At 63.4% G+C, this 25,702-nt stretch carries 27 protein-coding genes; 18 read left to right on the top strand and 9 right to left on the bottom strand.

What is annotated here, in order from left to right; genetic code table 11:
- From ACFWAY_RS18695 to ACFWAY_RS18680, 4 genes are all read right to left on the bottom strand, one after another.
- On the bottom strand, window positions 1-713 hold a 713-nt coding region (locus ACFWAY_RS18695), incomplete at its 3' end, for an NAD(P)/FAD-dependent oxidoreductase (protein WP_378511618.1).
- Entirely contained in the window at window positions 710-2,140 is a 1,431-nt protein-coding gene (locus ACFWAY_RS18690) for an FGGY family carbohydrate kinase (protein ID WP_378511617.1), read from the bottom strand. The genes ACFWAY_RS18695 and ACFWAY_RS18690, both read right to left, overlap by 4 nt.
- A complete protein-coding gene (locus ACFWAY_RS18685; protein ID WP_378511616.1) occupies window positions 2,137-3,654 on the bottom strand; it encodes an amino acid permease in 1,518 nt (505 codons plus the stop codon). The genes ACFWAY_RS18690 and ACFWAY_RS18685 overlap by 4 nt, the downstream gene beginning before the upstream one ends.
- Window positions 3,655-3,747: 93 nt before the next feature.
- Window positions 3,748-4,512: a DeoR/GlpR family DNA-binding transcription regulator gene (locus tag ACFWAY_RS18680; RefSeq protein ID WP_378511615.1), complete on the bottom strand. Its 765-nt coding sequence runs from the start codon at window positions 4,510-4,512 to the stop codon at window positions 3,748-3,750.
- 198 nt (window positions 4,513-4,710) lie between these two features.
- Between ACFWAY_RS18680 and ACFWAY_RS18675 the strand changes: the two genes are divergently transcribed.
- Both ACFWAY_RS18675 and ACFWAY_RS18670 read left to right on the top strand, forming a co-directional pair.
- The gene (locus ACFWAY_RS18675) at window positions 4,711-5,229 is read left to right on the top strand and encodes an SDR family NAD(P)-dependent oxidoreductase (protein ID WP_378511614.1); all 519 of its coding nucleotides are present in this window, start codon (window positions 4,711-4,713) and stop codon (window positions 5,227-5,229) included.
- 371 nt (window positions 5,230-5,600) lie between these two features.
- Complete coding sequence (locus tag ACFWAY_RS18670) at window positions 5,601-6,101, top strand: hypothetical protein (RefSeq protein ID WP_378511613.1); 501 nt, start codon at window positions 5,601-5,603, stop codon at window positions 6,099-6,101.
- Between the two features lie 31 nt (window positions 6,102-6,132).
- Here the strand turns inward: ACFWAY_RS18670 and ACFWAY_RS18665 are convergent, their stop codons facing one another.
- Window positions 6,133-6,351, bottom strand: a complete 219-nt coding sequence (locus tag ACFWAY_RS18665; RefSeq protein ID WP_378511612.1) for a hypothetical protein — start codon at window positions 6,349-6,351, stop codon at window positions 6,133-6,135.
- Window positions 6,352-6,606: 255 nt separating this feature from the next.
- Here ACFWAY_RS18665 and ACFWAY_RS18660 point away from each other — a divergent pair, with 255 nt between their 5' ends.
- Entirely contained in the window at window positions 6,607-7,263 is a 657-nt protein-coding gene (locus tag ACFWAY_RS18660; RefSeq protein ID WP_378511611.1) for a TetR family transcriptional regulator, read from the top strand.
- A gap of 103 nt (window positions 7,264-7,366) precedes the next feature.
- On the opposite strand, the gene ACFWAY_RS18655 is transcribed toward ACFWAY_RS18660, so the two are convergent.
- The 3 genes from ACFWAY_RS18655 to ACFWAY_RS18645 all read right to left on the bottom strand — a co-directional run bounded on the left by ACFWAY_RS18655 (window position 7,367) and on the right by ACFWAY_RS18645 (window position 9,740).
- Window positions 7,367-7,720, bottom strand: coding sequence for a hypothetical protein (locus ACFWAY_RS18655; RefSeq protein ID WP_005562459.1), 354 nt, complete (start codon window positions 7,718-7,720; stop codon window positions 7,367-7,369).
- Window positions 7,721-7,817: 97 nt separating this feature from the next.
- Entirely contained in the window at window positions 7,818-8,552 is a 735-nt protein-coding gene (locus ACFWAY_RS18650) for a hypothetical protein (RefSeq protein WP_378511610.1), read from the bottom strand.
- A 327-nt stretch (window positions 8,553-8,879) separates the two neighbouring features.
- Complete coding sequence (locus ACFWAY_RS18645; protein WP_378511609.1) at window positions 8,880-9,740, bottom strand: GNAT family N-acetyltransferase; 861 nt, start codon at window positions 9,738-9,740, stop codon at window positions 8,880-8,882.
- Between the two features lie 907 nt (window positions 9,741-10,647).
- Here ACFWAY_RS18645 and ACFWAY_RS18640 point away from each other — a divergent pair.
- Window positions 10,648-11,610: an AraC family transcriptional regulator N-terminal domain-containing protein gene (locus tag ACFWAY_RS18640; RefSeq protein ID WP_378511608.1), complete on the top strand. Its 963-nt coding sequence runs from the start codon at window positions 10,648-10,650 to the stop codon at window positions 11,608-11,610.
- Here ACFWAY_RS18640 and ACFWAY_RS18635 read toward each other — a convergent pair.
- Entirely contained in the window at window positions 11,596-12,318 is a 723-nt protein-coding gene (locus ACFWAY_RS18635) for a type 1 glutamine amidotransferase domain-containing protein (RefSeq protein WP_378511607.1), read from the bottom strand. The genes ACFWAY_RS18640 and ACFWAY_RS18635 overlap by 15 nt on opposite strands.
- 262 nt (window positions 12,319-12,580) lie before the next feature.
- On the opposite strand from ACFWAY_RS18635, the gene ACFWAY_RS18630 reads away from it, so the two are divergent.
- From ACFWAY_RS18630 to ACFWAY_RS18565, 14 genes are all read left to right on the top strand, one after another.
- Window positions 12,581-13,618, top strand: a complete 1,038-nt coding sequence (locus tag ACFWAY_RS18630; protein WP_378511606.1) for a DJ-1/PfpI family protein — start codon at window positions 12,581-12,583, stop codon at window positions 13,616-13,618.
- A 40-nt stretch (window positions 13,619-13,658) separates the two neighbouring features.
- Window positions 13,659-14,093 carry a nuclear transport factor 2 family protein gene (locus ACFWAY_RS18625; protein WP_378511605.1) on the top strand — a complete coding sequence of 145 codons (435 nt, stop codon included), beginning with the start codon at window positions 13,659-13,661 and terminating at the stop codon, window positions 14,091-14,093.
- Window positions 14,094-14,104: 11 nt separating this feature from the next.
- Complete coding sequence (locus ACFWAY_RS18620) at window positions 14,105-14,587, top strand: nuclear transport factor 2 family protein (RefSeq protein WP_378511604.1); 483 nt, start codon at window positions 14,105-14,107, stop codon at window positions 14,585-14,587.
- 14 nt (window positions 14,588-14,601) lie between these two features.
- Window positions 14,602-16,134 carry a toluene monooxygenase gene (locus ACFWAY_RS18615; RefSeq protein ID WP_378511603.1) on the top strand — a complete coding sequence of 511 codons (1,533 nt, stop codon included), beginning with the start codon at window positions 14,602-14,604 and terminating at the stop codon, window positions 16,132-16,134.
- Window positions 16,131-16,442 (top strand): toluene-4-monooxygenase system B family protein, encoded by a 312-nt coding sequence (locus tag ACFWAY_RS18610; RefSeq protein ID WP_378511602.1) that lies wholly within the window; start codon window positions 16,131-16,133, stop codon window positions 16,440-16,442. The genes ACFWAY_RS18615 and ACFWAY_RS18610 overlap by 4 nt, the downstream gene beginning before the upstream one ends.
- A complete protein-coding gene (locus ACFWAY_RS18605; RefSeq protein WP_378511601.1) occupies window positions 16,439-16,750 on the top strand; it encodes an MmoB/DmpM family protein in 312 nt (103 codons plus the stop codon). Before ACFWAY_RS18610 ends, ACFWAY_RS18605 begins: the two co-directional genes overlap by 4 nt.
- Window positions 16,743-17,795 carry a toluene hydroxylase gene (locus ACFWAY_RS18600; RefSeq protein WP_378511600.1) on the top strand — a complete coding sequence of 351 codons (1,053 nt, stop codon included), beginning with the start codon at window positions 16,743-16,745 and terminating at the stop codon, window positions 17,793-17,795. The genes ACFWAY_RS18605 and ACFWAY_RS18600 overlap by 8 nt, the downstream gene beginning before the upstream one ends.
- The gene (locus ACFWAY_RS18595) at window positions 17,792-18,121 is read left to right on the top strand and encodes a Rieske 2Fe-2S domain-containing protein (protein WP_378511599.1); all 330 of its coding nucleotides are present in this window, start codon (window positions 17,792-17,794) and stop codon (window positions 18,119-18,121) included. The genes ACFWAY_RS18600 and ACFWAY_RS18595 overlap by 4 nt, the downstream gene beginning before the upstream one ends.
- The gene (locus tag ACFWAY_RS18590; RefSeq protein ID WP_378511598.1) at window positions 18,118-19,368 is read left to right on the top strand and encodes an NAD(P)/FAD-dependent oxidoreductase; all 1,251 of its coding nucleotides are present in this window, start codon (window positions 18,118-18,120) and stop codon (window positions 19,366-19,368) included. The genes ACFWAY_RS18595 and ACFWAY_RS18590 overlap by 4 nt, the downstream gene beginning before the upstream one ends.
- On the top strand, window positions 19,365-20,126 hold the full coding sequence (locus ACFWAY_RS18585) for an iron-sulfur cluster assembly protein (protein ID WP_378511597.1): 762 nt from the start codon (window positions 19,365-19,367) through the stop codon (window positions 20,124-20,126). Before ACFWAY_RS18590 ends, ACFWAY_RS18585 begins: the two co-directional genes overlap by 4 nt.
- Window positions 20,127-20,151: 25 nt before the next feature.
- On the top strand, window positions 20,152-20,451 hold the full coding sequence (locus ACFWAY_RS18580) for a putative quinol monooxygenase (RefSeq protein WP_378511596.1): 300 nt from the start codon (window positions 20,152-20,154) through the stop codon (window positions 20,449-20,451).
- A 20-nt stretch (window positions 20,452-20,471) separates the two neighbouring features.
- A complete protein-coding gene (gene glyA / locus ACFWAY_RS18575) occupies window positions 20,472-21,749 on the top strand; it encodes a serine hydroxymethyltransferase (protein ID WP_378511595.1) in 1,278 nt (425 codons plus the stop codon).
- 123 nt (window positions 21,750-21,872) lie between these two features.
- Complete coding sequence (locus ACFWAY_RS18570) at window positions 21,873-23,348, top strand: NAD-dependent succinate-semialdehyde dehydrogenase (RefSeq protein ID WP_378511594.1); 1,476 nt, start codon at window positions 21,873-21,875, stop codon at window positions 23,346-23,348.
- 859 nt (window positions 23,349-24,207) lie between these two features.
- Window positions 24,208-25,257: a hypothetical protein gene (locus ACFWAY_RS18565; protein ID WP_378511626.1), complete on the top strand. Its 1,050-nt coding sequence runs from the start codon at window positions 24,208-24,210 to the stop codon at window positions 25,255-25,257.
- The last annotated feature ends 445 nt before the right edge of the window (window positions 25,258-25,702 follow it).

Raw genomic sequence — 25,702 nt, 5'->3', positions numbered from 1 at the left:
CGGGCGAGCTTGTCGTAGACGAGCAGTTCGCCGCGGCGAGGGGTGACGGTGAACCGCTTGTATCCGAACTGTTCGTCGAGGACGTCCGCGCCGAGGCCGGCGGCGTTGACGACCCACTTCGCCTGCACCAGGCCACCGCCGGTGTGCAGGGTGGTCACCTCGTCGCCGACCTCGATGGCGCCGACGGCGTGACTGGTGAGCAGGGCGGTACCGCGGTTGACCGCGTCGGTGGCCAGCGCGAGGTTGGTGGTCCAGGTGCAGATGATGGATTCGTCGGGGACGGTCAGGGCGCCGAGTGCCCCTTCCCCGAGGTGGGGAAGCTGCGCGTAGACGGCGTCGGCGTCGATGATCCGGCACTTGGTGTAGCCGTTGGCTTCTGCCTTCTTCTTGAGCGAGGGCAACGCGTCGAGCTGTTCCTGATCCCACGCCACCAGCAGGGCGCCGGTGTGCTCGACCGGGATGCCGGTCTGACCGGAGTACTCGGAGAGCAGTTCGTAGCCGCGGCTGACCATCTTCGATTCGAGGGTGCCGGGCTTGGCGTCGAATCCGGTGTGCAAGATGGCGGTGTTGGCCTTGCTGGTGCCGTCACCGACATCTGCGCGGGCGTCGAGCAAGGCGACCGAGAGCTCGTAGCCGGCGAGTTCGCGTGCGATCGCCGATCCGACGATGCCCGCCCCGATGACGACTACGTCGTGGACTGGCGGGGTGTTCACAATGACTCCTGAGTGTTGTAGGTGGTGGCGGCGAGCTCGCGCCATGCCGTGCGGAATTCGGCGGCCCGGTCTGGGCCCCATTGCGGTTCGTAGGTGGAGGCGGGATCCCAGGCCGGGACGACGTCACGCACGCCGCGGCTGGGGTTCAGGGACAGCTCGGCCAGGGCGGCGGCGCCGAGCGCGGTTGCGTGCGCGGAGGGATAGACGTCGACGGGAATTTGCAGGATGTTCGCGGTGGCCTGCATCAGGACCTTCGACTGGGTCAGGCCGCCGTCGACCCGCAGCCGCACCAGTTCAGTGCCGATGTCGGATTCGATCGCCGACATCAGTTCGCCGACCTGGGCGGCGATCCCCTGCAGAACGGCGAGGACCACGTGCCCGCGGCCGGTCGAGAGCGTCATCCCCGCCAGCGACGCGGTGGCATCCGAACGCCACCACGGCGCGGCCAAACCGGCCAGTGCGGGCACGCACAGCACCCCGTTGCTGTCGGCGGCGGCGACCGAGTCCAGGTCGTGGGCGCTGTTGATGATCCCCAGCGAGCACAGCCACCGGATGGCGGAGGCCGCGGTGTAGACCTGCCCGTCGATGCAGTAGGAGGTCGTGCCCCCGGTGCGCCAGGCCACCGACGAGGTCAGTCCGGAACCGGACCGTACCGCGCTGGTGCCGGTGTTTGCGAGCAGGAATGCGCCGGTACCGAACGTGCACTTGGCCATTCCCGCATCGAGGCATCCCTCGGCGAGCAGGGCGGCCTGCTGATCGACGACCAGGCCACCGACCGGGATGTCCCCACCGAACGCCGACGTCGTGCCGACCAGGGCGTCGTTGGCGACGATCTGCGGGAGGCGTTCGCCTTCGAGGCCGAATAGTGCCAGCAGCTCACCACTCCAGTCGACTCCGTCGAGGTCGACGGCGAGCGAGCGGCTCGCGGTCGAGGCGTCGGTGACGAAGGCGCCGGTGAGCTGATGGATCAGCCAGCTGTCGGAGGTGGTGACCACCCCTGCGGTCTCGACGTTGCGGCGCAGCCAGGCCATCTTCGGGGCGGAGAAGTACGAGTCGAGCACCAGCCCGGTGCGGGCGGCGATCTCGTCCTTGTGGGGGTCGAGGTCCCGGCACAGTCCCTCGGCGCGCCGATCCTGCCAGACGATGGCCTGCGTCAGTGGCTTGCCGGTTTGCGGGTCCCAGGCAAGGACGGTCTCGCCCTGGTTGGCCAGGGAGACGGCGTGGACGGGGCGGCCGGCGTCCGCGATGGCGGTGCGCCCGGCGTGGAGGACCGATTCGAGCAGTTCGCCCGGATCCTGCTCGACGCCACCACCGCTCAGGTAGTGCGGGTGGATCGGGACCTCGGCGACCCCGACCACTCCGTCCTCGGGGTCGAGGACGACCGCTTTGGTGCCCGAGGTGCCCTGGTCGATGGCGAGGACGGTCATTTCGCCGACTCCAATCCATTTTCTTCGGTTACGGTGGCGTCGAGTTCGGCGTCGATCGACCGCATTTCGGGCATACGCAGGCCGTGGGTCCCGCGAGTGATCAGGAGGAATCCGAGGTAGAGGCCCCCGAGGACGACCATCACCAGCACGTACAGCCACGGGTCGCGGAACGAGGCGTCGCGGAAGAGGGACAGTTCGAATACCAACCATACGACCGAGACCACGAGGACGGGAATTTCCCAGCGCCCCAACTGGAATCCGTTGGTTGGGGGCAGCGAGCGCCGCTTGACGATGTACAGCGCGACGGTGACGGCGTAGATGATCGACGGCAACAACGTTGCGGCGGCGAACAGATTGAACAGGGCGTCGGTGCGGGTGGAGAAGATCCCGAGGATCAGTGCGGCGACGACGGTGACCAGGACGGTCGCATTGAGCGGGGTCTTGAACCGGGGCGAGACCTTGTGCAGGTACTGCCAGGCGGGAAAGCGCTCATCGCGCGACATCGCCCACACCAACCGCACACCGGTCATCAAGATGACCAGCCCGCAGGCGAAGATGGCGACCGCGACCAGCACCAGCAACGCGGTCCCGACGTAGGAGCCCAGCACCGAGCGGATGACGTCGGCGACCGGTGTCCCGGACTGCGCGAGCGCGACCGGGTCGTCGGTCAATGCGGTGACCGCGAGCAGGAACAGAAAGCCCAACCCGCCGGAGGCGAGCACGGCCTGCCACATCGCCCGCGGAACCACGACCTCCGGCCGTTTGGTCTCCTCGGCGAGGTTGGCCGCAGACTCGAAGCCGACGATGGTGAACGCACCGAGCAGAAATCCCATCATCCACGGCCCGGCCGAGGTGGCGGTACCGAAGCTCCAGTACCCCTCGGCGGGGATGTCCCCACGTTCGAATAGATTGCCGACGTTGAGTTTGTGCGCGACGACTCCCACGATCAGCAGCAACGCGACCAGTGCCACCATCCCGATCAGTTCCGCGGTGACCGCGAAATTGTTGACCCGCTCGGTCCATTTGGTGGACAAACCCACCAACAGGCCCTGCAGGATCAGCACGATGCCGGTGATGACGAAACTGGTGGTGGGGGTGCCGTGGAACTCGAACAACGCGGGCAGCACCGTAGCGGCGACGGTGTAGTCGACGGCAACGACGACGATGGCCAGGAAGGTGAACGAGATCCACCCGGTGATCCATCCGAGCACCGGATTGGCCAACCGCGACACCCACTGATAGGCGTAACCGGTCACGGGGATGCGGGCGGCGAGGGACCCGAGGATCAACGCGACCGCCAGCTGTCCGACGACGACGATCGGCCACGTCCAGATCCCGAGCGGACCGGAGGTGGTGAGCACGCTGCCGTAAGTGGTGAAGATTCCGGTAGCGATGGAGACGAACGCGAAGGCGACAGCGAATGAGGCGAAACGGCCGGTAGAGCGCTCGAGGGACTCGGTGTAGCCGAACTCGCCGACACCAGCGGAATCGGGGGGTGTGGAATGATGACTCATGGATCGTCCTTCTGACTGGAGTTGGGTGTTCGATCCCGCGGGCGACGCTGCAACGTCGCCCGCCTTCATTTCGGGCGGTGGCTTCCGCCGCACTCACGCCGTCAAGATCACCCCGCCGGCGTCCTCGAATGCCTGGGCAATGTCCTGTGAGACAGGGAAATCGGTGATCAGGCCATCCAGGGTGTCCAGAGTGCACACCCGGTGCGGAGCCACCCGGCCGATCTTGGAGGAATCGGCGAGCACGTAGCTGTGCGCGCTGTTGGCGAGGATCGTCTTGCGGACATCGACCTCGTCGAGATGGAAATCGGTCAATCCGATCTCCGCGTCGAGCCCACCGGAACTGACGAACGCCAAATCGGCATACAAATCGGTGAAGAACGCCTTGGCGTGAGCATTCGCGCACGCCAGATCGCCTCTCCGAACACGACCGCCGCAGACCAGCAGGTCGATGTCGGGACGCTCGGCGAGCTCCGCGGCAACCAGCAGTGACGGCGTCGCGACAGTTCCGCGGAAGCTGTGCGGAATCGCGCGGGCGACCTCGACCGCGGTCGTTCCGATGTCGATCACGATGGTTTGACCGGTTTGGATCAAGCTGACCGCCGCCTGGGCGAGTTCGGCCTTGGCTTCGTGTTCGAGCTGTGAGCGCTCGGTGAAGGACGGCTCCTCACCGCCTCGGGCCACGACACTCGCGGCCCCGCCGTGCACCCGCCGGAGTGTGCCGCGTTCCTCGAGCAATGCGAGATCACGCCGGACAGTCTCCTGCGAAACGCCCAGCAGCTGCACCAGCCCCTCAGTGCTGACCACGCCGGCGGAATCGAGAGCGCTCACGATGGCCTTGTGGCGTTCAACAGGAAGCATCTGTGACCGTCCTTGTGGATGACTGACTGGATATGACTGTAAGTGTGCTATTTCGCCCGTCTGCAGTCAACCCGAGAATGAGAACTGGGCCACACGACGAACGAACCTGTTGCACATGACACCGCATCGTCCGCGGTCAGCAGGCCGAGGTCGGTATCGGCCGTCAGTTCCTGGCGTGGCGACCGCCGCCCACCAGGGGTGGTCGATCTCAACCTCACTGCGCCAATGCTGCTTACCCACCGAGTCCTACCGAGGATGCTCAGCCGCGGAGCCGGTCATGTGGTGTTCGTCAGCTCGCTTGCAGGAAAACGGGGCGGCGCCTACATCGGGCCGTACAACGCGACGAAGGCTGGACTCATTCTCCTTACCCAAGCTTTGAGAGCCGAATATTCGAGTTCGCCGGTTGGCTTTTCGGTCGTGTGCCCCGGATTCGTCGCGGGCGTCGGCATGTACCAACGGTTCGCTGACACTGGTCTGAAGGCTTCCCGGTTAGTCGGCACGACGACGACCGATCGGGTAGCCGCGAAGATCGTCGGTGCGATCAGACACGATCAACCCGAGGTGATTGTGAACAGCGTTCCGATCCGTGGGGTGCTGGCGTTCGGTGAGTTGGCTCCACGGCTCATCGAGCGCGTCATTCCGCTGTTTGGGACCGATAAGTTCTTCCGGCGGGTCATCACCAATCGCGACAGGCTGGACCCCTCGGCCAAAGGCTGACGTCGAGTGGCCGCCCGGAGCGTGCAATGAGTGCGATGCACCCGCTTTGCATTTGCATGTTCGTGTGTCGGACGTGTCCTACGTTTGCATGGTTATGCGCTAGTTCGGGTCGTCTCTCATTCGGTCGATTCTCGACAATTTCGCGATGAAGCGGAGTGGGGACCGTGTCCGCGCGGTGGGCCGGCATACGGCATTGCACCTGACCCGTTTGGCGTCCCGGCAATGGGAATGTCACCGGACGGGGCTACCGTGGTTCGTGCTGGTCAGCGAGTTCCGTTCAGGGGCCGGCTTTCGGGACGTCCCGGTAGGGGTTCCTCCACCGGCACTGGGGCGTTCGGACTGAGGACCACGGAACGGAGCGCACACGCGTCATGATGATGGGTGTGCGGATCTGGATGCTGGTGGACCTCGAACCCGGATACGAGCGCCTGCACGTCGGCGACCGAATCGAAGCCACTACCGCATGGTGTCGGCCGGAGATGCTGCCGGCAGAATTGGTGAGCTGGGACGTCCCCGTGCAAGTCGAACGCGTCGCCGCGAACCGCCCCGGCGAATACGACTGGGTAGCCCACGGCAATGGACACGTCTCCGCGCTGCTCTCGGACTGGAAAGAATCGGAGGGTCCCACCGCGATCTCCGGCTGTCTGATGTACGACAGATACCTGCACCTGTTTCACCACGTTGTGCCGACGACGCGTGGTCGTATTCTTCACCGCGCCTGCATCACTCGGGACGCACACCGCATCCCGACCTCACACGGGGGCTACTCGGTGAACCCTTTGGGACCGCCTACTTTCACCGAGCACGGCGACGTTGAGTCGGACAGGACCGTGAACTGGGACTGCGTCGAACTCGACACGGACGCCGAGTAGGTCATCAGGATCCGCGGCCCGGCCACTCTCGCTACGGCTGCAGGGCTGGTGCGTACGAAAGGCCTATGATCAGGCCCTCGGGTGATTGGAGTCGTGCGACGGTCTGCCCCCACGGCTGGATCGGCGCGCCGTGGATGAGGGCGAACCCCTTCTGGACCAATTCTTCAGCAGCGACCTGCACGCTGTCCGCGTCCGCGACCTCGATGCTCGCCTGCGGCACGGCGTAATCGAGAACCTGACCGATCACCATCCGCCGGCGTTCGGAGTTCGGAGTTCGACGCCAGCTTGCACTCGACGACCCAAATTATACCACTTGGTATTTTTTCGGCAGCGGTCCGGTTTCGACTCTATAAAGGTCTTCAGGTTGGTTTCTAGCAAGGTTTCCATGAGTGACAGACTGCTCTGTCGGTTCTTTCAAAACGGGGATACTGTTATGTATGGCTCCACGCTCGTCCCGGAAGGGCGAAAGGCGGGGTTACTACATCTGGGAGAGGGATTCACCGTCATGGCACGTCAGCAGGAGCGCGCGCGACGCACTCGCGCTGCGCTGGTGGAGTCGGCCGCGATCGAGTTCGCCAAGCGCGGCTATGCGGCGGCGCCGGTCAACACGATCCTCGAATGCTCGAACGCCACCAAGGGGGCGATGTACTTCCACTTCCAATCGAAGGAAGAACTCGCCCGAGCCGTCCTCCAGTCCGGAATCGAGCAGTTCTCTGCTCTGACCGATCGGTGGACGCGTCGCACGGACATCGGGCCGTTCGAAGCCCTCCACGGCTTCGTTCTCGATCTCGCGAAGCTGTTCCACTCGAGCGTCCTCGTCCGGGCCGAGTTCCGGCTGATCGTCGAACCCGAGTTCTATCCGGACGTACAGTCCGGCGGCTCGCAGGTCTGGGGGCGGACCGCGCACGAGTTCGCGATCCGCGCTCAGCGCGACGGACTGCTCCGCCCCGGCGCCGACCCCGAGAAGTTCACCCAGGTCCTGGCGGCGTCGCTCGCCGGCCAGCGGTACATGTCCGACATGACGGCACTGGAGGGCGACCTCGGCGAGCGGTTCACGGAATCGCTCGAAGTGATCCTCACTGCGATGGCTTCACCCGAATGGCTGGAGAACTTTGCGAGGGAAGGATGGCCGGATTCCGGCTCAGAACTGCCCGATTCGTAGTCTGACCTGGCTATTTGGGAAATTCTCGATCCGTGTCCTAAGCGATGTGAACCTGCCGTCGCACCTGGCCGCGAACGCGAGCGGTTCGCCTGACTCCGCCCTACTAGGAGCTCTTGAAGAGAGAGTTCTTCGTCGAGGAAGCCGGCACGACCTCCAGCCGCTGTAGCTCAGCACCGGCACCGGTGACGTCACCGTCAGCTTGGTCGAGTATTTGCAGGCCTTTCTCAACTGCGCGCCAGTCCGCTGACAGGTCGAAATATCCCAGGAGATCAACGACCTCGGCGACCCACCGTTTCGCGCCGCGTCTGTCACGTCGCAGCTGGGCGTAGTAGGTCACCATGGCGTCGCTCACCGACTTCTTGCGCTGCCCCCACTTCTCGCCCTTCCGGGCCGCCTCACTGGCCAGTTGCCACAGCTGTGCAACGTCGACGTGCCGATCCAGCACCGGTTCCCTCACACCTGGCACAGTAGCGATCCAACAGGACAGGTGATAGCGACCCTGCTGCATGTAGCCGATCCGCTAGCGGTGACAGTTCAACGCACCTTGACGGCTGTCAATAGCGTTCCGGGCGAGGATTGACGGTGTCGCTGTCCCACTGGACGCTCATCGTGGCGGACACCTCCAGCGCTTCCAGATCCGGGCAGTTGATGATCGCGTCGATACACCTCGCGGATCCACCGACGTAGGTAGCCATGAGGTCGGTGTCAGTTGCCACGCACCAGGCGCGGTCGTCCGACCACCAGAGGTTCGGTGACAGGAGGCTGCGGAAGCGGTTTCCTGCCGCCGCGATGGAATCTTTGATCAGGAACATGCCCTTGTCGTATATCTCGAGGCGGCCGGCATTTTGGCGGACGTCATCGAGGATCGTGTGGCCTTCCCATATCGCGTACCAACACTGGTCGGTGGTTGTCGTGAAGTTTGCGAGTACACCGGCGAGGGCTTCGGCAGTGGGGCGGGCGAGTTCGCCGGTGCCAGGCGCCTTATCCCACAGCCCGGGTTGCCCTGTTCTAGCCGCGGTGGTGGGAAGCAGGAACTCCCATTCCATCAGTGGATGCGCGGTGCGCCCGTTCGCCGCAGCGACTGCACGCCAGGTGACCGGTACGACCTGACCAGCGGATGGTCCGGTGCGTCGGTGGGCGGGGTGGAATACCCTTGCGTAGGAGTCGAATTCGGTCGGCAACACCGAACCGACGACGACGGCGCGGTGGTCTCTGGCGAATCGCTTCAGACTCTCATCTATCCATTTTCCTGCCGAAACATCTCGTTGGAAGCTGTCCGCAGTCCACATGAACAGTAGGTTCTCATGATTCCGGCGGGTGGTACTGGAATCAGACCGGGCAGTCCCGGTAATGGATCGGCTTGCGTGCGTGCGGGCCCTCGTCGCCGGTTCCGGGAGGCCGGGTGCTGCGGTTCGGCGTAGAGCCGTGCCGCGGTCACTGGATCACCGTCACGCTCGTGCGGGTACTCCGCGGTGGCGGGGTGGCGGGGCTGTACGTCGGCGACCTTCGGGCCTTCGTGGGTTTACTGGACAGCCGGTAGCGGAAGAGCGGGCGCCGGCCCATGCCCAAATGGAACCGAGTCGGCGCGGGCGCGGTGCATTGTTGCGCCAGGACGCCTAGAAGCCGATCGACGGCAGCCATGCGCCCTGCGGCTCGTTGTAGAGCCCGCTCGTCATCAGCGTCGACTGCTGGACGATCTTCAGCCCAGCATCAAAGCACCAAGCCATGAGGCGGGTGTTGCGTGACGGCACGAGGAACCCGAGGCCAGTGAACTCGTCGGCGCTGGCGAGCAGCGCGATGACGTCGTCGTCGGCCTTGCCGACCGCGTGCCAGGTGTAGCCGAAACCCGTCGCGTAGCCGGTGATCTGGCCGCCACGTTCGACCACGCGGGCGGTGCCGATATTGACCCAGTGCTGCAGCTCGCCGTGGCGGTCGTGGCCGTGCACCTGCCGGCAGATCTCGTCGCAGGCGGCGATCTCGTCCGGTGTCGCCGGACGCACGACTGCGCCGGGAATCGCGGACCCGCGTGGCGTTCCCTGGAAGACGGACAACAGCTCACGCACGGCGAAGCCGAGCTTGGCGTACAGGGAGAAGGACCGGTAGTTGTACGCCGTCTGTACCAGCCGCACGCCTGCGACGTCGCGCTCGCGCGATCGCTCAAGCAACGCATTCATCAACGCACGGCCCGCCCCCGCGTCCGACGCCGCCGGGTCGACGGCCACGGGTCCTATGCCGACGATCTTGCCGCGCTCGTCCTGTAAGGCGCTGCCGACGATTCGGCCGTCGCGCTCGGCAACCAGACCATAGATGCCGTCGGTGTCCAGCATCGCCTTGATCTGGAAGTCGGCGAATTCGGGCGTGCCCGCTTCGATCGGAAAGTTATGGCGCGTGGCGAGCGCCTCGAAGGCGTCGAACATGAGCCGCCCACACACCTGGGCATCGTCCGACGTCGCCTCGCGAATCTGCAGCTCGGTCATTCACCTATTGTCGCGCTTGCGCTGCCGGCGCTCGTTCCCAATGGCGGATCCCGTTCCGGGACGAGCGTCGCCGGAAGCCAGCAGTTCCGCGGCGTCGACAATCGCCGACGTCGGAATCGTGCTCTCGCCCATACTCGCGGACCGTAGCGGTGGGGTACGACACCACCGGCCGGCCTCACAGCGATACGCCCGTCTAGTCAGGACGCTAGACCAAGTTGGAAGCGTCTCCACTCGGTGCGCCCGCCGATCCCGGCCGTCGTCCTCGCAGGTGCGGAACGCGCTCCTGACTGCCGACCGGGCCCCGCTAACGTCGAGGATGGTCATTCGATCGGAAAGCGCCGCTCCGCAGATGGTGCCCTCTCACGTAACACCAACGCGCGGAAGAACGAATCCAAAATCTCCGCGTAGGTGACGGTGCGCGCCCGCAGAAGGATCGGGGGTACAGGTACACCCCGCCGCCCACATAAGGACCGTCGGCACCGGAACTGCATTCGGGCAGAGAAAAAGCCCGCAGGCGCTACTGTCCTACGGACCTTCTCAGTCTCGTCGATGAGGGACCCTGTCCTCTCCTTCTCTACCCATAGGGTTGCGTCTGACCGGAGTCCGGACATTAAGGGCCCCGACGTCGGGGGATGACGCCGGGGCGAGAGTTCCGAGAACCAATTGGGGGGAATCTCGGAACTGCGTAAACAGTACACAGCGCCCATCGAGGTGCGACTGAGCGAATACGGCGGTCACACTTACAAGTTCCGCTTCGCATTTGGACGACGAATGACTTTTGCGGCGACGAGGCGTATAATTCATCGAAATCCACGAGGACACCTGGACCCCAGATCTCGGCGAATCGGCTGCCGCGGGCCCCATATATTGTGCTGCGGCGTGTGCTCGCTGACGGAAGGTCCGATCAATGACTGGTATCAATCAAATCGAGCAGAGAATCACCTCCGGTGATCTTATTGCTGCGCTCGCCGCGCGGGCGCCGCGGGTCGGTGGCAACGACGGCGGATGGCCAGGACTGACTATCTATCGATTCACCGAACCGATGGACCCGCAGTGGGAGGAAATCCAGTCACTATCTCTGGGAATCGTCGCGCAGGGACGTAAGGCAGTGACCGTCGAGGGTAAGCGCTACGTGTACGACCCGTTCAATTACCTTGTGCTAAGCAGTAATCTGCATTTTCAAGCAGAGATTCTCGAGGCCTCTGCACGTCTGCCCTTCCTGTCGTTCGTTCTGCAGATCGACCCAGCGCTCGTCCGCAAGGTGTCGACGGACATGCTCGAGCGTCGAGCCGCGTCGTTCCCGCCGGTACGCGTCGACGCAGAACCCGACAAGTGCGTGGTATCGGCACTAGACCAGGACCTGATGGGCACGGTGGTGCGTTTCTTGCAAGCGCTGTCGGTGGGAGCTGATCGCCGCGTGCTGGCCCCGCTGTACATGCAGGAAATGGTGTATCGCGTCCTGCAGAGGGAGCAATTCTCGCGAATGTTGCATATCGCCGCACAGCAGGCGGCGGGCAATCCGGTCGCGGCTGCGTTGACCTACATCCGTGCCCATCTCGGCGAACCGATGACTGTCACCGATATGGCTGAGCAAGTGAGTCTGAGCCCATCGGCATTTTCGCATCTGTTCCGCGAGGTGACAGGCCGGTCGCCGTACCAGTTCGTGAAGGAGATTCGCCTCGACCGCGCACGCGAACTGCTCGTTGAAGGTCGACTCGCTGTCACCGAGGTGTCGCGTGCGGTGGGCTACTCCAGCGTGTCCCACTTCATCAAGGAATTCCGGGGGCGATTCGGGGCGACGCCCAGGGCCTATGCAGATGCGCAGGCCCTGGGCGAGGAAATGCGGGCGATTCGCTCAGACGCGAGCTGAGACCAGCGCCGCAACCAGTGCCTCCGCCAACGGCCTCGATGATGCTGGATTCTGACCGGTGTAGAGGTTGCCGTCCAGGGTGACATGCGCCTGCCATGGCGAGCCGCTCTCTTCGAACACGCCTCCGCTCTCAATGAGCCGGTTCTGTAGTAGCCACGGCGCCTTGTCTGCGAACCCCACCTGAGATTCCTCGGCGTTACTGAATCCCGTGACACGGCGGCCTTTGAACAGCCATGATCCGTCTCCGTTGCGGGCCGGCAACAGCGCCGCCGGTCCATGGCACACCGCGGCGACGAGTTTACTCTGTGCAACGAATTCGCCGATGAGTGCGCCGAAAGTATCCGACACTGCAAGGTCTTCCATGGGGCCATGCCCCCCTGGGACGAAGACCAGGTCGAAGTCCTCGGCACGGACACCATTCAGATCGGTTGGTACCGAAAGGATATCGGCAATGCCGTCGAGGTAGGAACGAAATTTGTCTCCGGGTTCGGTTGTGCCGCCGTTCATTTCCGGCGAGAACCCAGCCTCGTCTGCTACCGGGCGGACGCCGCCCGGAGTAGCGATCGTGATCTCGAACCCGGCGTCGGCGGTGGTGAACACTTCGTGCGGGACAGCCAACTCTTCGGGCCAGTATCCGCAGGGGTGCACAGTGCCGTCGGCCAGTGTCCAACTATCTGATCCGGTCACGGCAAAAAGTATGCGGGACATTGATGATCCTCCGTCGTGTCGGTGACAACGCGGCCGACGGCCGCGCAACCCCACGCTAGGTCCGAGACGGTGGAGATAGTCGTTACTGAGTTCGATTCCGATACAAGTCCGTCGGTCTGCGATATCGGTATTTCAGAGTCGCTCGGAATGGGCACAGGTTGAGTCGGAACGCAGTACCGCTGCGGTTGTGGTCGGGGCCATGATTGGAGGTGGATGTAATCGCGGTCACATTCTCACCATCTAACGACGCAGGAGGAAGCCGATGACGCGCATTGCCTACCTGGTCTCGAGCGCAACCGAGATCACCATGGCCGATGGCACGACCCATCCGACAGGGTACTTCGCCGAGGAAGCGATCAAGCCCTTCGAAAGTTTCACCGCGGCTGGTTTCGACGTCGCCGTCATCACCCCCGACGGCACGAAGCCCACAGCCGATCCCTACGGACTGACCTGGTACTTCCACTATCCGGAGGAAGACAAGGACTATCTCAACTCCGTCGTGCGCACCTTCTCCCACGATGTCGACGACATCCGGTTCACGCTGCACCACAACACCGAATTAGGACTTGCCGCCAGTCGCCGGATTGCAGCGGCACTCGAAGGTAAGGGCATGACACCGGCGCAGGCACACGATCAGGTCAGCAAGGCAGCCAAGATCGCGTGGCGCCACGATCGACACCTCGCCGATGTAATGGTGGAGGACGGCCTGACCGCAGGACTGAGCCCGGTAGAGATTCATCAGGCCGTCGCGGAACAGCGCGCAGCGAGTGAAGAACTTGCCGGCGAACGAAAAGCACGACTCGACGAGATCGACGGATTCAACCATCCACTGGATCTGCGCAGCCTCGGCGACGACGAACTGGCCGGCTTCGATGCGGTGTTCGCCCCGGGTGGGCACGGACCGATGGTCGACCTGGCAGACAACCCCGATGTCGGGCGACTGCTGGTTGCCTTGCACGAGAAGCGTGCGCCGATCGCCTCTCTGTGTCACGGCCCCGCGCTGATGCTCTCGGCGCCCGAACGTGCTGACGGTCAATGGCTTTTCGACGGCTACCGGATGACGTGCTTCACCGACGAGGAGGAGAACCAAACCGAACCGGGCCTCCTCGGCCTGCCCTGGTACGTCGACACCGCGATAAAGAATGCCGGCGCCGTGTTCGACGACGGCCCGTCCGCGTGGGCAAGCCACGTTGTTGTCGACCGGCACGTCATCACGGGCCAGAACCCGGGTTCGACCGAGGCCGTCGCCGCCGCCGTCATCACAGCGCTGAAAGCCGCGCCCTCGGCGAAAGCAGCCTGAGGTGCTGTCGTTCCTGCGCAAGACCAGAAGGAGTACCCCTGTGAACAGTCGCAGCCCGCAGAAAGTCGTCAGCGACTTTCTCGATGACTTCGCCGGACGTGACATCGACGGAGCCCTCGGCAACACAGCCGAAGACATCAACGTCAACGTCTACGGACTCGGTCGCCATGATACCGGGCGTGGCACCATCCGCACCGTCCTCGCCGACATTGTCGAGGCCTTCCCCGATCTGATCGTCACCGTGAAAAGGATCATCACCGCAGGCGACGTGGTCACCACCGAGATCAACGTCCAGGGCACCCAAGCCGCTCCCTACGCCGGCGCGATCAACCAGGAGAAGCACATCGACTTGGACGAAGTGTGGCGTTTCGTCGTCGCCGAGGACCGCATCACGCAGATCGACGCGTACTGGTGTCAGCAGCAGCTCTACCGCCGCCTCGGGGTCAAGCGGTTCGACCAAATAGCAATCGTCTGAGGAGCTCACCCATGTCCAGTGCATCAGTAATTGTGTCGTCGCGCACTGCAGCGCAGAACGCCGCGGTGGTGACCGAGTTCTTCGACCGGTACCGCGCACACGACGTCGACGGGATGGTGGATCTCTGCACGATCAACGCAGACTTCTCCTACCCGCCCTTCGAAGTGTGGGGTAAACAGCGCGTACTGCGTGGCGACGGCAAGGTGGGAACAGTCGGCAAGCCGATCTGGATGGGCCTGATCACCGCGTTTCCCAACCTGTCCAATGTCGTGCATTCCGTCGACGCCAACGACGAGGGCGACGTCGTCGTCCAGGTCGATATCGGCGGAACTCAGCAGCAGCCATGGGGCATGGTCCTCCCCGCAGGCAAGACCTTCAGCGAGCCACACATCTTCCTCTTCCGGCTCAACAGCGACGGGCTCATCGAATCGGTGACCGGTTATTGGAACAACGCCGGAATCAGCCAACAGCTCGGCCACATGGAAGTCGACTAGAGGAGCACACCATTATGACCCTATTGAAGCGAGAAGAGTGGCAGGGCTTCGTCCGCGACGTCGATTGGACGCCCACATACGTCGACGACGAGGCAATCTATCCTGAATGGCATTGCGGTACCGGGAAAGTACCGCGCGAGGCGTGGCAGGGATGGGAGGAGTCCTACAAAGTCAGCTATCCCGAATATGTGGCAACCCAACGTGAAAAGGAATCATCCACCTACGCGGTCAAGGCCGCATTGCAGCGCTCGAATACCTTTCAAGACCTCGACGAGGGGTGGAAGTCGGCCACCAAAATGCATTTCGGCGGGGTCGCGCTGGTCGAATACGCTGCGGTGCTCGGTGAACTGAAGATGGCACGGTTCGGACTGAACGGATCCTGGCGCAACATGGCGACGTTCGGTCAGCTCGACGAGATGCGGCACGCGCAGATCACCACGTTCTTCGGACACGAGTTCGTCGGCCAAGACGCACAGTACGACTGGACCCAGAAAACGTTCCACACCAACGACTGGGTACCGATCGCGCTACGAAACCTGTTCGACGGCATGATCACTTCCCCCAACGTCGTCGACCTCGCGATCGAGCTGCCGTTCACCTTCGAGACCGGCTTCACCAATCTGCAGTTCATTGCTCTCTCGGCGGACGCACTGGAATCCGGTGACGTGAACTTCGCCAACATGATCTCCTCGATCCAGACCGACGAAGCTCGCCACTCCCAACAGGGTGGCCCCACGATGGAGATCCTGGTCGAGCACGACCCGGTCCGCGCACAGTGGGTGATCGACAAGAGCTTCTGGGGCTCGGCCCGAGCTTTCGCCGCGCTCACCGGACCGGCGATGGACTATTACACCCCTCTCGAACACCGCAAGCAGTCTTACCGGGAGTTCATGGAGGAGTGGATCATCGATCAGTACATCCACACGATCGAAGACTACGGACTGAAGAAGCCGTGGTACTGGGACGAGTTCATCACTGGACTCGACACCTGGCACCACGGGCTGCATATGGGTCTGTGGTACTGGCGACCCACCACATGGTGGCGCCCGAAGGCCGGCGTCAGCAAGGACGAACGCGCCTGGCTCGCGTCCAAGTACCCCAACTGGGAGAACGTCTACGGCGACAAATGGGACGTGATGATCGACCAGGTCAACGCCAACAACGTCGAGGCGACATTGCCCGAAACGTTGCCGTGGCTGTGCAGCACCTGCCATCTCCCGTGCTGCAACGCGACCCCGTCGCGCAACGGGGAGTGGAAGGTTCGGAATTGGGAACTCGACTACGACGGCAAGAAGTACCACTTCTGCACCAACGCCTGCCGGCAGATCTTCTGGAAAGACCGTGACAATATCAATCATGAGACGCTCATCGACCGGTTCCTGGCCGGTCAGATCCAGCCGATGGATGTCGGCGGGATCCTGAACTACATGGGTATGACGCCCGACGCCATGGGCGACGACCCCGACTACGGCGCCTGGACTCGCGACTATGTCGGCCGCGCGGTCGAGGGTCTCGCTGCCGCAACGGTTCAGGGGGCGACGCAATGACGCAGTCTGGAGAAACAGTCGAGCTGGGGCCCGCGGATCGGGCACCGGAGCTGGTACCGCTCAACGCGATCTTCGCGACGGACTTCGTCCAGATCCTGGTGCCGGTGACCACCGCTGACACCATGACCGAAGTGGCGGCGGCGGTCGCCCATCACGTCGAGGGCAAACGTGTGCGTGCCCGTCCGTATGAGAAGGTCGTCATCCACAACGGTCGGGTCGTTCCCGCGGAGATGACCGTCGCCGAGGCCGGCTTCGCACCGCTCGACCACATCGCGGTCGAGTACCTCGTGCCCAAGGGAGCGTCATGAACGGTGTTGTCGGTCCCATCCTGCGCATGGGTGACCAGATCGAAGAAGTTATCGCCGCCATCCGCGATGACAATCCCGACCAAGACATCGAGATCGTCGACCGCGGGTCGTATGTGCGGATCCAAGGACATGACCGAATTCGTCTCACGCAGGACACGCTTCGCGAATATCTGGGCGCAGACTACGAGATTCGTTCCTTCGGAACGATGATGTCGTCTTTCGTCGGCCGTGTCGTCAACAACAGCGACGAAATCGTGTGGGAGAACATCAAACGCACCGCACCCGAAGGAGTAGTCGCTCATGACTGAACACGTTCGCAAACCACGCGCACGCCGCACGTTCAGTGCGTTCGGTGAAATTCGCAAGATGCCGAGCGAATACGAGATCGTGACGCACGGGCAGAACTGGACAACGCGGCAGAACCGTACGTCGGCGTTCGAACAGAATCCCTCCTCTGCGCCCAACATGTGGTTCAACACGTACCGGGACAACTCGGCCCTCCAAGCCGATGACTGGGAGCAGTTTCGCGACCCGGACCAGTACACCTATCGGATGTACGTCAACGCCCAAGCGGAGTCCGAGTCGCAGGTGCACGGCGTGCTCGAGGAGTACGCGTCGGCCGGTTCCGCTGCGGCCCTGGCTCCGGGCTGGGTCGAGACGCTCGCCACCCTGTACACACCGTCGCGCTATCCCGTGCACGGTTTTCAACAAATCGAGGCCTACATCGGTTACATGGCGCCGACCTCCTACGTCACGAATGCGGCAGGTCTCGCCACCGCGGACTTCCTGCGTCGGGTCACCACGATCGCGTACCGCACTCGGGAATTGCAACTAGCACAACCGAGCTCCGACATCGGCACCGATCGCGAACGCAGAGTGTGGGAGACACACCCCGGATGGCAACCCGCCCGCAAGGCAGTCGAGAGCGTGCTCGTCACCTACGACTGGGGCGAAGCATTCACTGCGCTCAACCTCGTGCTGCTGCCGACGTTGGACGACGTTCTGAGCCGCCAATTCGGTGAGATAGCCCGTGACAACGGCGACGAACTGACCTGGCTTCTGCACGGCTTCCTCGATGCGGACAACCAGCGACGAAACCGGTGGAGCATCGCCCTGGCGGAGTTCGCGATCACCCAGCAGCCCTCCAGCGCGTCGGCCATCGACAAATGGGTGGCCAAGTGGTCCCCGATCGCCGATGCCGCTGCAGAAGGGCTCGCGACGATCCTCGCAGAGACTCCCGAAATCCCACGCGACGCCGACGCCGTCACTGCCGGTGCCAAGGCCGCACGCGAAGGCTTGCTGCGCGGCATCCTCGCACCAGCCGAGGCGGTGGCGAAGGTGAGCACGCCATGATGACAGACGACGCCACCCGGCGCTGGCAGGACGCTCAGCACATCGACGACTTGTGGGAAGGCGACATGGTCGGTGTCGAGATCGACGGCACAAAGGTTCTCCTGGTGAATGTCGACGGCGCAGTCCGTGCCTTCGAAAACAAGTGCCCGCACCAGGCATGGGCCCTCTCCGAAGGCGACTTCGACGGTGAGTCGATCACCTGCATCCGGCACATGTGGACCTTCGTTGCCGATACCGGCGCGGGTATCAACCCGGATGACGCCACACTGAAGTCGTTCCCGTGCAGGGTGAATGACGACGGCATGATCGAGGTCGACGTCGGATGAGTACCGTACGACACGTCGTTGTCGGAGGAGGGGTGGCGGCGGCCTCAGCCGTGGCCACCCTTCGCTCCGGCGGCTTCGACGGCGAACTCGTCCTCGTCAGTGACGACGACACTGTGCCCTACGAGCGACCACCGCTGTCGAAAGACTTCCTGGAACCTGATTCACCCCCGATTCCGACGCTGATTCGCGAGCCACAGTGGTACGTCGACCACCAAGTGCAGACCCTTCTCGGGGTGAAGGCTCAACGCCTCGACCCACGAGCAAGGCGCTTGACACTCTCGACCGGCGAATCGCTGTCCTACGACGGACTCGTCTTGGCGACCGGAGTCCGCGCCCGGCCGGCACTGGGCGAGGCGAGCGACCGAGTACTCATGCTGCGGTCATTCGCGGACGCAAAGTTGCTGCGTTCTCGGCTCGCATCGGCCGAACACGTCGCAGTTCTCGGCGGCGGATTCATCGGCTGCGAGGTCGCGGCAACTGCCGTGGGTCTTGGGAAGCGGGCCACCATCGTCGAACGCGCCGACGTGTTGATGAGCAGAGCACTCGGCCATTCGATCGGCGCCGTGTTCACCGACATACACCGCGCCAAGGGGGTGGGGGTGCATCTCAACAGTGTCGTCCTCGGCGTCCACGACACCGGTTCGTCGGCTGTCGTGCGTACCAATCACGGTTCCATCGAGGTCGACCTCGTCGTCGTCGGAGCGGGCTCATTGCCCAACGTGGAATTGGCCGCCGAGGCCGGCATCGTCACCGACAACGGCATCGTCACCGACCAGTTCTGCCGAACGAACGTGCCGAACGTGTACGCCGCCGGCGACGTCGCCTCCTCCTATCACCCGTTCTACAACCAGCACCTGCGGGTCGAACACCACGACACCGCCACCCGGCACGGCGCGGCGGCAGCGCGAAATCTTCTCGGCCACGACGAGCCGTTCGTCGAGGCGCACTGGTTCTGGTCCGATCAGTACGAACACAACCTGCAGCGGACGGGGCGCGCCGAGGGCTCGGACGAAGTCGTCATCCGTGGCTCGTTCGACGACCTGAAATTCTCGGCATTCGCCTTGCGGGACGGGCGCATTCGCAGCGTAGTCTCGCTCAACCAGCCGCGCGACGTGATTGCGGTGCGCCGGTTGCTGTTCGTCGACCATGATGCGACGGCCGACAAGCTGCGAGATCAGTCGATGCCGCTCAACCGACTGCGCTCACGGGTGCCCGCGAGCGCCACAGCAGAGGAGAGGACCTCATGACTCTCGTGACCGCACTGACGATTACCGAGTCGCAAGTGCGCGTGTCGTGCGACGAGGCGCGTGCGGCACTCGACACCGTCACTGGGCTGACCGCACCCCAGGCGCGGGAGAAGCTCCGCTTCGCAGCTGGCCACACCTGCGAACCGGTCGCCCGCATCATCGACAAAGCGATGTCGGATGCGCGGTCTTCGGGCCTCGACCCGCGACAGCTCGTGGTCACCGCCGCAGCGGTGACCGCGGGTGAGGACATCGTGCGGGTACGACGGAAGGCGCACGGGAAAGCCGACTGGATCGCCAGCGTCACCAGCGACATCCGGTTCGACCTGACCCCGAGAGGCCTCTACGAGGCTGCCGGTGCCGACGTCGCGCCGGCTCCGTCGCCGACTGTGTCACGCGGCGACGATGACGTGGCGGATCGCAGACCTGCCGACCGTGATCCGCTGGCCGACTCTGTCCGTGAACGCTTGTACGAGGTCATCGATCCCGACCTCGGTGTCAACATCGTGGACCTGGGTTTCGTTCGCAACGTGGTGGTCGAGCAGGGTCGCGTGGCCGTCATCACCATGACATTGACGTCCGCGGCCTGCCCGCTGACCGAGATCATGTCCGACCAGATGCGCGCCGAGCTGCTGCCGGCAGAAGGTGATCGGCTCGTCTCCGACTTCCGCATCGAGTGGCAATGGGTTCCAGCATGGAAGCCGTCCGACATCACTGCCGATGGCCGCGAGCAACTGCAGGCCATCGGATTCACCATCTGAGCTCACCCACCGGAGGGAACACATCATGGGACACGTCATCATCGCCACCTGGACCGCACGAGAAGGCGAGGCCGACTACATCCGGGCAATCCTCGAGAAAATGACCCGGGGCAACCGCGCCGAAGAGAAGACGGTCCACTTCCAAGCGCAGGTCAGTAACGATGACCCGAACACTTTCGTCGTCTACGAGCATTACACCGACGCGACCGGCTACGAGGAACACCGCGCCTCCGAGCCGTTTCAAACGCTCGTCCTCGGCGAGGTCATTCCGCGTCTGCAGAGCCGCTCGGTGGCAACGTTCACGACCGTCGGCGACGAAGCGTGAGCACATGTCTTCAGTCCGTGATGGACCTGCCACTCGCTGACGTCGACCCCGAGCTCGCCGCTGCGATGGCTGGCGAGCTCGGGCGGCAACGCTCGACGCTCGAAATGATCGCCTCCGAGAACCTCGTACCGCGTGCGGTATTGGAGGCCCAAGGCTCAGTTCTGACCAACAAATACGCTGAGGGGTACCCCCGGCGCAGGTATTACGGCGGCTGCGAGTTCGTCGACGTCGTTGAGCAACTCGCGATAGACCGCGTCAAAGTGCTGTTCGGAGCCGAGCACGCCAACGTCCAGCCACACGCAGGTGCGCAGGCGAGTGCAGCCGCGTTGAGCACCTTCGCCCAACCCGGGGACACCATCTTGGGTTTGGACCTTGCACATGGCGGTCACCTTACCCACGGCATGCGGCTCAATTTCTCGGGCAAGCTCTATCGCGCGGCGGCCTATCAGGTCGATCCTCGGACGTCGCGGATCGACATGGACAAGGTGCTCACCATTGCCCGCGCCGAACGCCCGCGGGTCCTCATCGCCGGATGGTCGGCGTATCCACGAGAACTTGACTTCGAGGCATTCCGCGCTGTGGCCGACGACGTGGGGGCCACGCTGTGGGTGGACATGGCACATTTCGCAGGGCTTGTCGCCGCGGGACTTCACCCGTCGCCGATTCCGTATGCCGATGTCGTCACCACCACGGTGCACAAGACCCTCGGCGGGCCGCGTTCCGCGGTTATCCTCACGACGGCGGAGCACGCAAAGGCCATCGACAGCAACGTCTTTCCCGGTCAGCAGGGCGGCCCCCTAATGCACGCCATTGCGGCCAAGGCTGTCGCGATCAAGATCGCTGCCACCGCGGAGTTCCGTACCAGGCAGCGCAACTCGGTCGAGGGGGCACGGCTGCTCGCGGCCCGTCTGTCGGAGACCGACGTGCGGAGCAAAGGGATCGCCGTCCTCACCGGCGGTACCGACGTACACCTCGCCATGGTGGACCTGCGCAACTCACCTTTGACCGGACGCGACGGCGAAGACGCCTTGCACCGTGTCGGAATCACCGTCAATCGCAACGCGGTACCTTTCGATCCGCGTCCGCCGATGGTCACCTCCGGACTTCGAATCGGCACGCCCGCACTGGCCACGCGGGGATTCGGCCGGGACGAGTTCACTGAGGTGGCCGACATCGTCGCCGAAACACTCATCGGCGGCGACGAGGCGGAGTTGGCCGCCCGGGCAACCACGCTCGCCGACGCCTTCCCCCTCTACCCGTACCTGCCTGACACCGCAAAAAACCACGCCGAGGTGTAACCCTCCGCAGTCGCGACAGGTGTCGACTCGGGCGCCGCCAGACCCGGCACTGCAAACGCCAACGGCCTCCGGGTCCGTCCCAATCCTTGCCAGAGCACATCACTACTCCCTGGAGTCCCCACTATGACCACCGCACTCCTGAGCAAGCTCGACGACCTGGTCGCCGGATTACCCACCAAGCTGTTGATTGGTGGCCGTGAATCCGACTCCGCGCACCGTGCAACATTCGGCGTGCGCAATCCGGCGACAGGCGAGACATTCATCGACGTCGCCGACGCGACCGAGACGGACGCCGTTGCCGCACTCGATGCCGCCGCTGCCGCTCAACAGTCCTGGTCCGCCACCCCTGCCCGGGAGCGATCTGTGATTTTGCGTCGCGCGTGGGAACTGGTTGTCGGGCGCGGCGAAGAGCTGGCCTTGCTGATGAGTCTCGAGATGGGTAAACCGCTTGCCGAAAGCCGTAGTGAGGTCGCATACGGCGCCGAGTTCCTACGATGGTTCAGCGAGGAGGCGACCCGTATACACGGCCGTTACACCCACGCGCCCGCAGGGAACGGCCGTATCCTGGTGACCAAGCAGGCGGTGGGTCCGGTTCTCGCGATCACACCATGGAACTTTCCGCTCGCCATGGGCACCCGCAAGATCGCACCGGCGCTCGCCGCCGGCTGCACAATGATTGTCAAGCCAGCCGAAGACACTCCGTTGACGCTCATGGTGCTCGGACGGATCTTCGTCGAAGCGGGGCTCCCGGGAGGCGTCTTATCGGTTCTCCCCACCTCGAACGCTGCTGCGATCAGCGGGGCGCTGATGGCAGACGCCCGATTGCGCAAGGTCACCTTTACGGGTTCGACCGCTGTGGGAAAACGGTTGATCGCCCAGTCCGCGGACCTCGTCCTGCGAACGTCGATGGAGCTCGGCGGCAACGCACCATTCATCGTCTTCGATGATGCCGACATCGACGACGCGGTCCAAGGGGCACTGGCGGCGAAAATGCGCAACGGCGGCCAAGCATGCACCGCAGCCAATCGCATACTGGTCGCCAACGCGGTTCGCGCGGAGTTCACGACGAAGCTGACCGAAAAGATCTCCGCCCTTGCGGTGGGCCCAGGCTATGAAGACGGGACCCGACTCGGCCCGCTGATCAACGAACGGCAACTGGGCGTCGTCGGGGCCCTCGTCGACGATGCTGTGATGCACGGCGCCACGGTGCTCACCGGCGGACATGCACTCGGCGGTGCGGGATACTTCTACGCTCCGACCGTCCTCACCGACATACCCAGCGGCGCGCGGCTGTTACGTGAGGAAATCTTCGGTCCTGTTGCAGCAATCACCGGATTCGACACCGAAGATCAAGCGATTGCGAGTGCGAACGACACAGAATACGGATTAGCGGCCTACGTCTACACCCGTGATGTGAATCGAGCACTGCGAGTATCCGAAGCATTAGAAGCTGGGCTCGTCGGCGTCAACCGTGGTGTCGTGTCGGACGCGGCAGCACCTTTCGGCGGTCTCAAACAATCCGGATTGGGCCGCGAAGGCGGCCACGAAGGAATCGAGGAATATATCGAAACCAAATACATTGCCCTCGCAAATCCGTGACCGGCATAGCTTTCAGGTGAGGGTATTTCGAAAGATTAGACATCGGCCCACCCCGGACGGCTCATCTTCGGGGCGAGCCGCTTCCAACAACCGGTCGCAATAACGCTAGGTGATGCGTGTGATCGATGAGGTCATTGTGACCGCTGGGCCGACGCCACATTCCCGTCTCATTTATTGATATTCCGGCGCTCGTCGGTTGATCACGCATTCTCGCCTTCACACTCCGCCGCTGCCGATGACTTGTGTACCCCGCCCGCCGTGGACGATGTCGACGGCCACCATCAGTGCCTTCACATGCTGACGACTCAGGCCACCTCACCGGTCGAGGTCCTGGCGTGTCCGGGCCGGGCAGCGAACAAGTCGCCGAGGTCGGAGTGGACCCCGCAGGCGCAGCACTAATTTCGTAGCGTGGTCGTCTCCTGATTCGTAGTCGGCGGTGTCGTCGCTACGCCAATCTTCGACTTCTTGTTTTTGAACTGCACGACCCACTCAAACACCCAGTCGATGTGCGCCGACGCGTTGAGTGCGGTGATGTCAGTCGATTTCCCTAATGGATGGAGAACTATCCGACAGTAGGACAACTTCCCTCGGAGCCTGGCCGATTGTTGCCTGTCCGATCTGCGAACGGCCTTGTTGACCGAATTTGTCGAAACCGGCCACGAATGGGCTACTTTTCCGCAGCTTAACGATATTCGATCGAGTAGGCGCTGTCGTACTGTCGTTTCAGTGCTGTGGCGCAACCCACAGTTACGCGATTTGCCCATCGAAATGACCGTCCTCCCAAGGGGCGCCAATGACCATTACTCCGCAAATTCGACCACACCAACAAGGTGCGCAAAGAAGCTACAGGAGAACAGTGATGTCGGTAAAGAAAATAGTGCTCACGGCCGTCGCGACCCTCGGGATAGTACTTTTTCTATTTCCGCTCGTAACGGGAATGTTGAGCAACACCAACGGCGTCGAGAAACTGACGGGAAGCTTGAGATCGAGTATGACGCCCTCCGCGCTCGCCCAGACTCGAGCCGACATGAACACCGTGCAAGCAATGTCCGACCAACTGCAAGCGCAGACGCTGCCAGCATTGCCTGGCGCCCTCGGTATGCCCCCAGACGAATTCAAGGATTACATGGGAACGAACTTCCCGGACGTCGACAATGGCGTGTCGCAGTTGAACACGATCCTGCCCAAGTTTCAGGATCTCGTCGGCGGACTGGAGATGCAGGCTCCGAACTTCCGCAAAGCCGATGAGATCCCAACGAACTTTCTGCCGAGCACGACGGTGCCGTTCCTGTTCTTGATCCCCGGTGCGGCGCTGTTCCTCCTCGCCGGCAGCGCCCTCGTTCTCGGCCGGGAGAAACTGGCTCGGGCAACCCTCGTAGTGAGCGCCGTCGTCGGAATTGTGTTCATCGTTGCGCCCCTCGTGCTGTCGGTACCGAGCAAGGCCACAGCCGTCGATGATCTGACCACAGCGTTCGGCCCGGTGTTCACGGACCAGGGGGCGGCGGCGGCACGGTCGGACATGGATGTCATTCAGAACATGTCCAACCAATTGCAGCAGCAGACCCTGCCGGCGCTAGCGGGTGCTCTCGACATGAATCCCACACAGTTCCAAGGTTTCATGGTGCAGAACTACCCCGCCGTCGCCACCGGTGTCTCGCAGTTGAACACGATTCTTCCCCGCTTCCAAGGTCTGGTTTCCGCCATCGAGGACAATGTCGGGAGCTTCCAGAAGGCAGCAAGTATTCCCACTGCCGGCACCGCGACGACGACACTGTCATGGTGGTTCTTCGCGCCTGGCATCATTCTGCTGGCCATCGGTGGGATCGGGATCGCCACGCCGCCGGTCACGCGCAGGAGAGTCACCATGCAGCAGGAGCGGGAGAAGAGACAGGTACTGAGCACCACATAGACAAGCATGCCGCCGTACAACTCGCCCCCTTTCGGAGAATACTTACCAAAGAGACGAGCTGTACGGCGGCTAAGGAGTGATTCCTGTGCGTATCGAACTGCGGACCTCACCCGGCTGCCCGCACGCCGACTCTGCACGCCGACTCGTGAGTGCTTGTCTGGTCGATCTGGGCATCGATGATGTTGCGATCATCGAGATCGTCGGCCAATACGCATCACCGACAGTGTTAGTCGACGGCCTCGACGTGATGCGCCCCGAGGGTACGCACCTGTGCGACAGCGTGTGCCGGCTGGACGTTCCTACACCGCAGCGCGTTCTGGCCGCGTTACGGGCCAGTGCCAGTGCGAATCCGCGGACGCCGAGATCATCCCCGCCATGCTGATCGATACGCACCTGAACAATGCACAAGGCACGTCGACCGAATCGCCCGGCGTGCAGTAGTCGA

It is taken from the genome of Rhodococcus sp. NPDC059968, assembly GCF_042738615.1.
Taxonomy (GTDB): domain Bacteria; phylum Actinomycetota; class Actinomycetes; order Mycobacteriales; family Mycobacteriaceae; genus Rhodococcus_F.
This window is presented reverse-complemented; position numbering and strand designations above follow the sequence as displayed.

Bases quoted from the DNA above. Each gene is read 5' to 3' on its own strand.
- ACFWAY_RS18690 (WP_378511617.1), bottom strand. From the start codon at position 2,140: ATGACCGTCCTCGCCATCGACCAGGGCACCTCGGGCACCAAAGCGGTC.
- ACFWAY_RS18685 (WP_378511616.1), bottom strand. From the start codon at position 3,654: ATGAGTCATCATTCCACACCCCCCGATTCCGCTGGTGTCGGCGAGTTC.
- ACFWAY_RS18680 (WP_378511615.1), bottom strand. From the start codon at position 4,512: ATGCTTCCTGTTGAACGCCACAAGGCCATCGTGAGCGCTCTCGATTCC.
- ACFWAY_RS18670 (WP_378511613.1), top strand. From the start codon at position 5,601: ATGATGATGGGTGTGCGGATCTGGATGCTGGTGGACCTCGAACCCGGA.
- ACFWAY_RS18665 (WP_378511612.1), bottom strand. From the start codon at position 6,351: ATGGTGATCGGTCAGGTTCTCGATTACGCCGTGCCGCAGGCGAGCATC.
- ACFWAY_RS18660 (WP_378511611.1), top strand. From the start codon at position 6,607: ATGGCACGTCAGCAGGAGCGCGCGCGACGCACTCGCGCTGCGCTGGTG.
- ACFWAY_RS18650 (WP_378511610.1), bottom strand. From the start codon at position 8,552: ATGTGGACTGCGGACAGCTTCCAACGAGATGTTTCGGCAGGAAAATGG.
- ACFWAY_RS18645 (WP_378511609.1), bottom strand. From the start codon at position 9,740: ATGACCGAGCTGCAGATTCGCGAGGCGACGTCGGACGATGCCCAGGTG.
- ACFWAY_RS18640 (WP_378511608.1), top strand. From the start codon at position 10,648: ATGACTGGTATCAATCAAATCGAGCAGAGAATCACCTCCGGTGATCTT.
- ACFWAY_RS18635 (WP_378511607.1), bottom strand. From the start codon at position 12,318: ATGTCCCGCATACTTTTTGCCGTGACCGGATCAGATAGTTGGACACTG.
- ACFWAY_RS18630 (WP_378511606.1), top strand. From the start codon at position 12,581: ATGACGCGCATTGCCTACCTGGTCTCGAGCGCAACCGAGATCACCATG.
- ACFWAY_RS18620 (WP_378511604.1), top strand. From the start codon at position 14,105: ATGTCCAGTGCATCAGTAATTGTGTCGTCGCGCACTGCAGCGCAGAAC.
- ACFWAY_RS18615 (WP_378511603.1), top strand. From the start codon at position 14,602: ATGACCCTATTGAAGCGAGAAGAGTGGCAGGGCTTCGTCCGCGACGTC.
- ACFWAY_RS18610 (WP_378511602.1), top strand. From the start codon at position 16,131: ATGACGCAGTCTGGAGAAACAGTCGAGCTGGGGCCCGCGGATCGGGCA.
- ACFWAY_RS18605 (WP_378511601.1), top strand. From the start codon at position 16,439: ATGAACGGTGTTGTCGGTCCCATCCTGCGCATGGGTGACCAGATCGAA.
- ACFWAY_RS18600 (WP_378511600.1), top strand. From the start codon at position 16,743: ATGACTGAACACGTTCGCAAACCACGCGCACGCCGCACGTTCAGTGCG.
- ACFWAY_RS18595 (WP_378511599.1), top strand. From the start codon at position 17,792: ATGATGACAGACGACGCCACCCGGCGCTGGCAGGACGCTCAGCACATC.
- ACFWAY_RS18590 (WP_378511598.1), top strand. From the start codon at position 18,118: ATGAGTACCGTACGACACGTCGTTGTCGGAGGAGGGGTGGCGGCGGCC.
- ACFWAY_RS18585 (WP_378511597.1), top strand. From the start codon at position 19,365: ATGACTCTCGTGACCGCACTGACGATTACCGAGTCGCAAGTGCGCGTG.
- ACFWAY_RS18580 (WP_378511596.1), top strand. From the start codon at position 20,152: ATGGGACACGTCATCATCGCCACCTGGACCGCACGAGAAGGCGAGGCC.
- glyA (WP_378511595.1), top strand. From the start codon at position 20,472: ATGGACCTGCCACTCGCTGACGTCGACCCCGAGCTCGCCGCTGCGATG.
- ACFWAY_RS18570 (WP_378511594.1), top strand. From the start codon at position 21,873: ATGACCACCGCACTCCTGAGCAAGCTCGACGACCTGGTCGCCGGATTA.
- ACFWAY_RS18565 (WP_378511626.1), top strand. From the start codon at position 24,208: ATGTCGGTAAAGAAAATAGTGCTCACGGCCGTCGCGACCCTCGGGATA.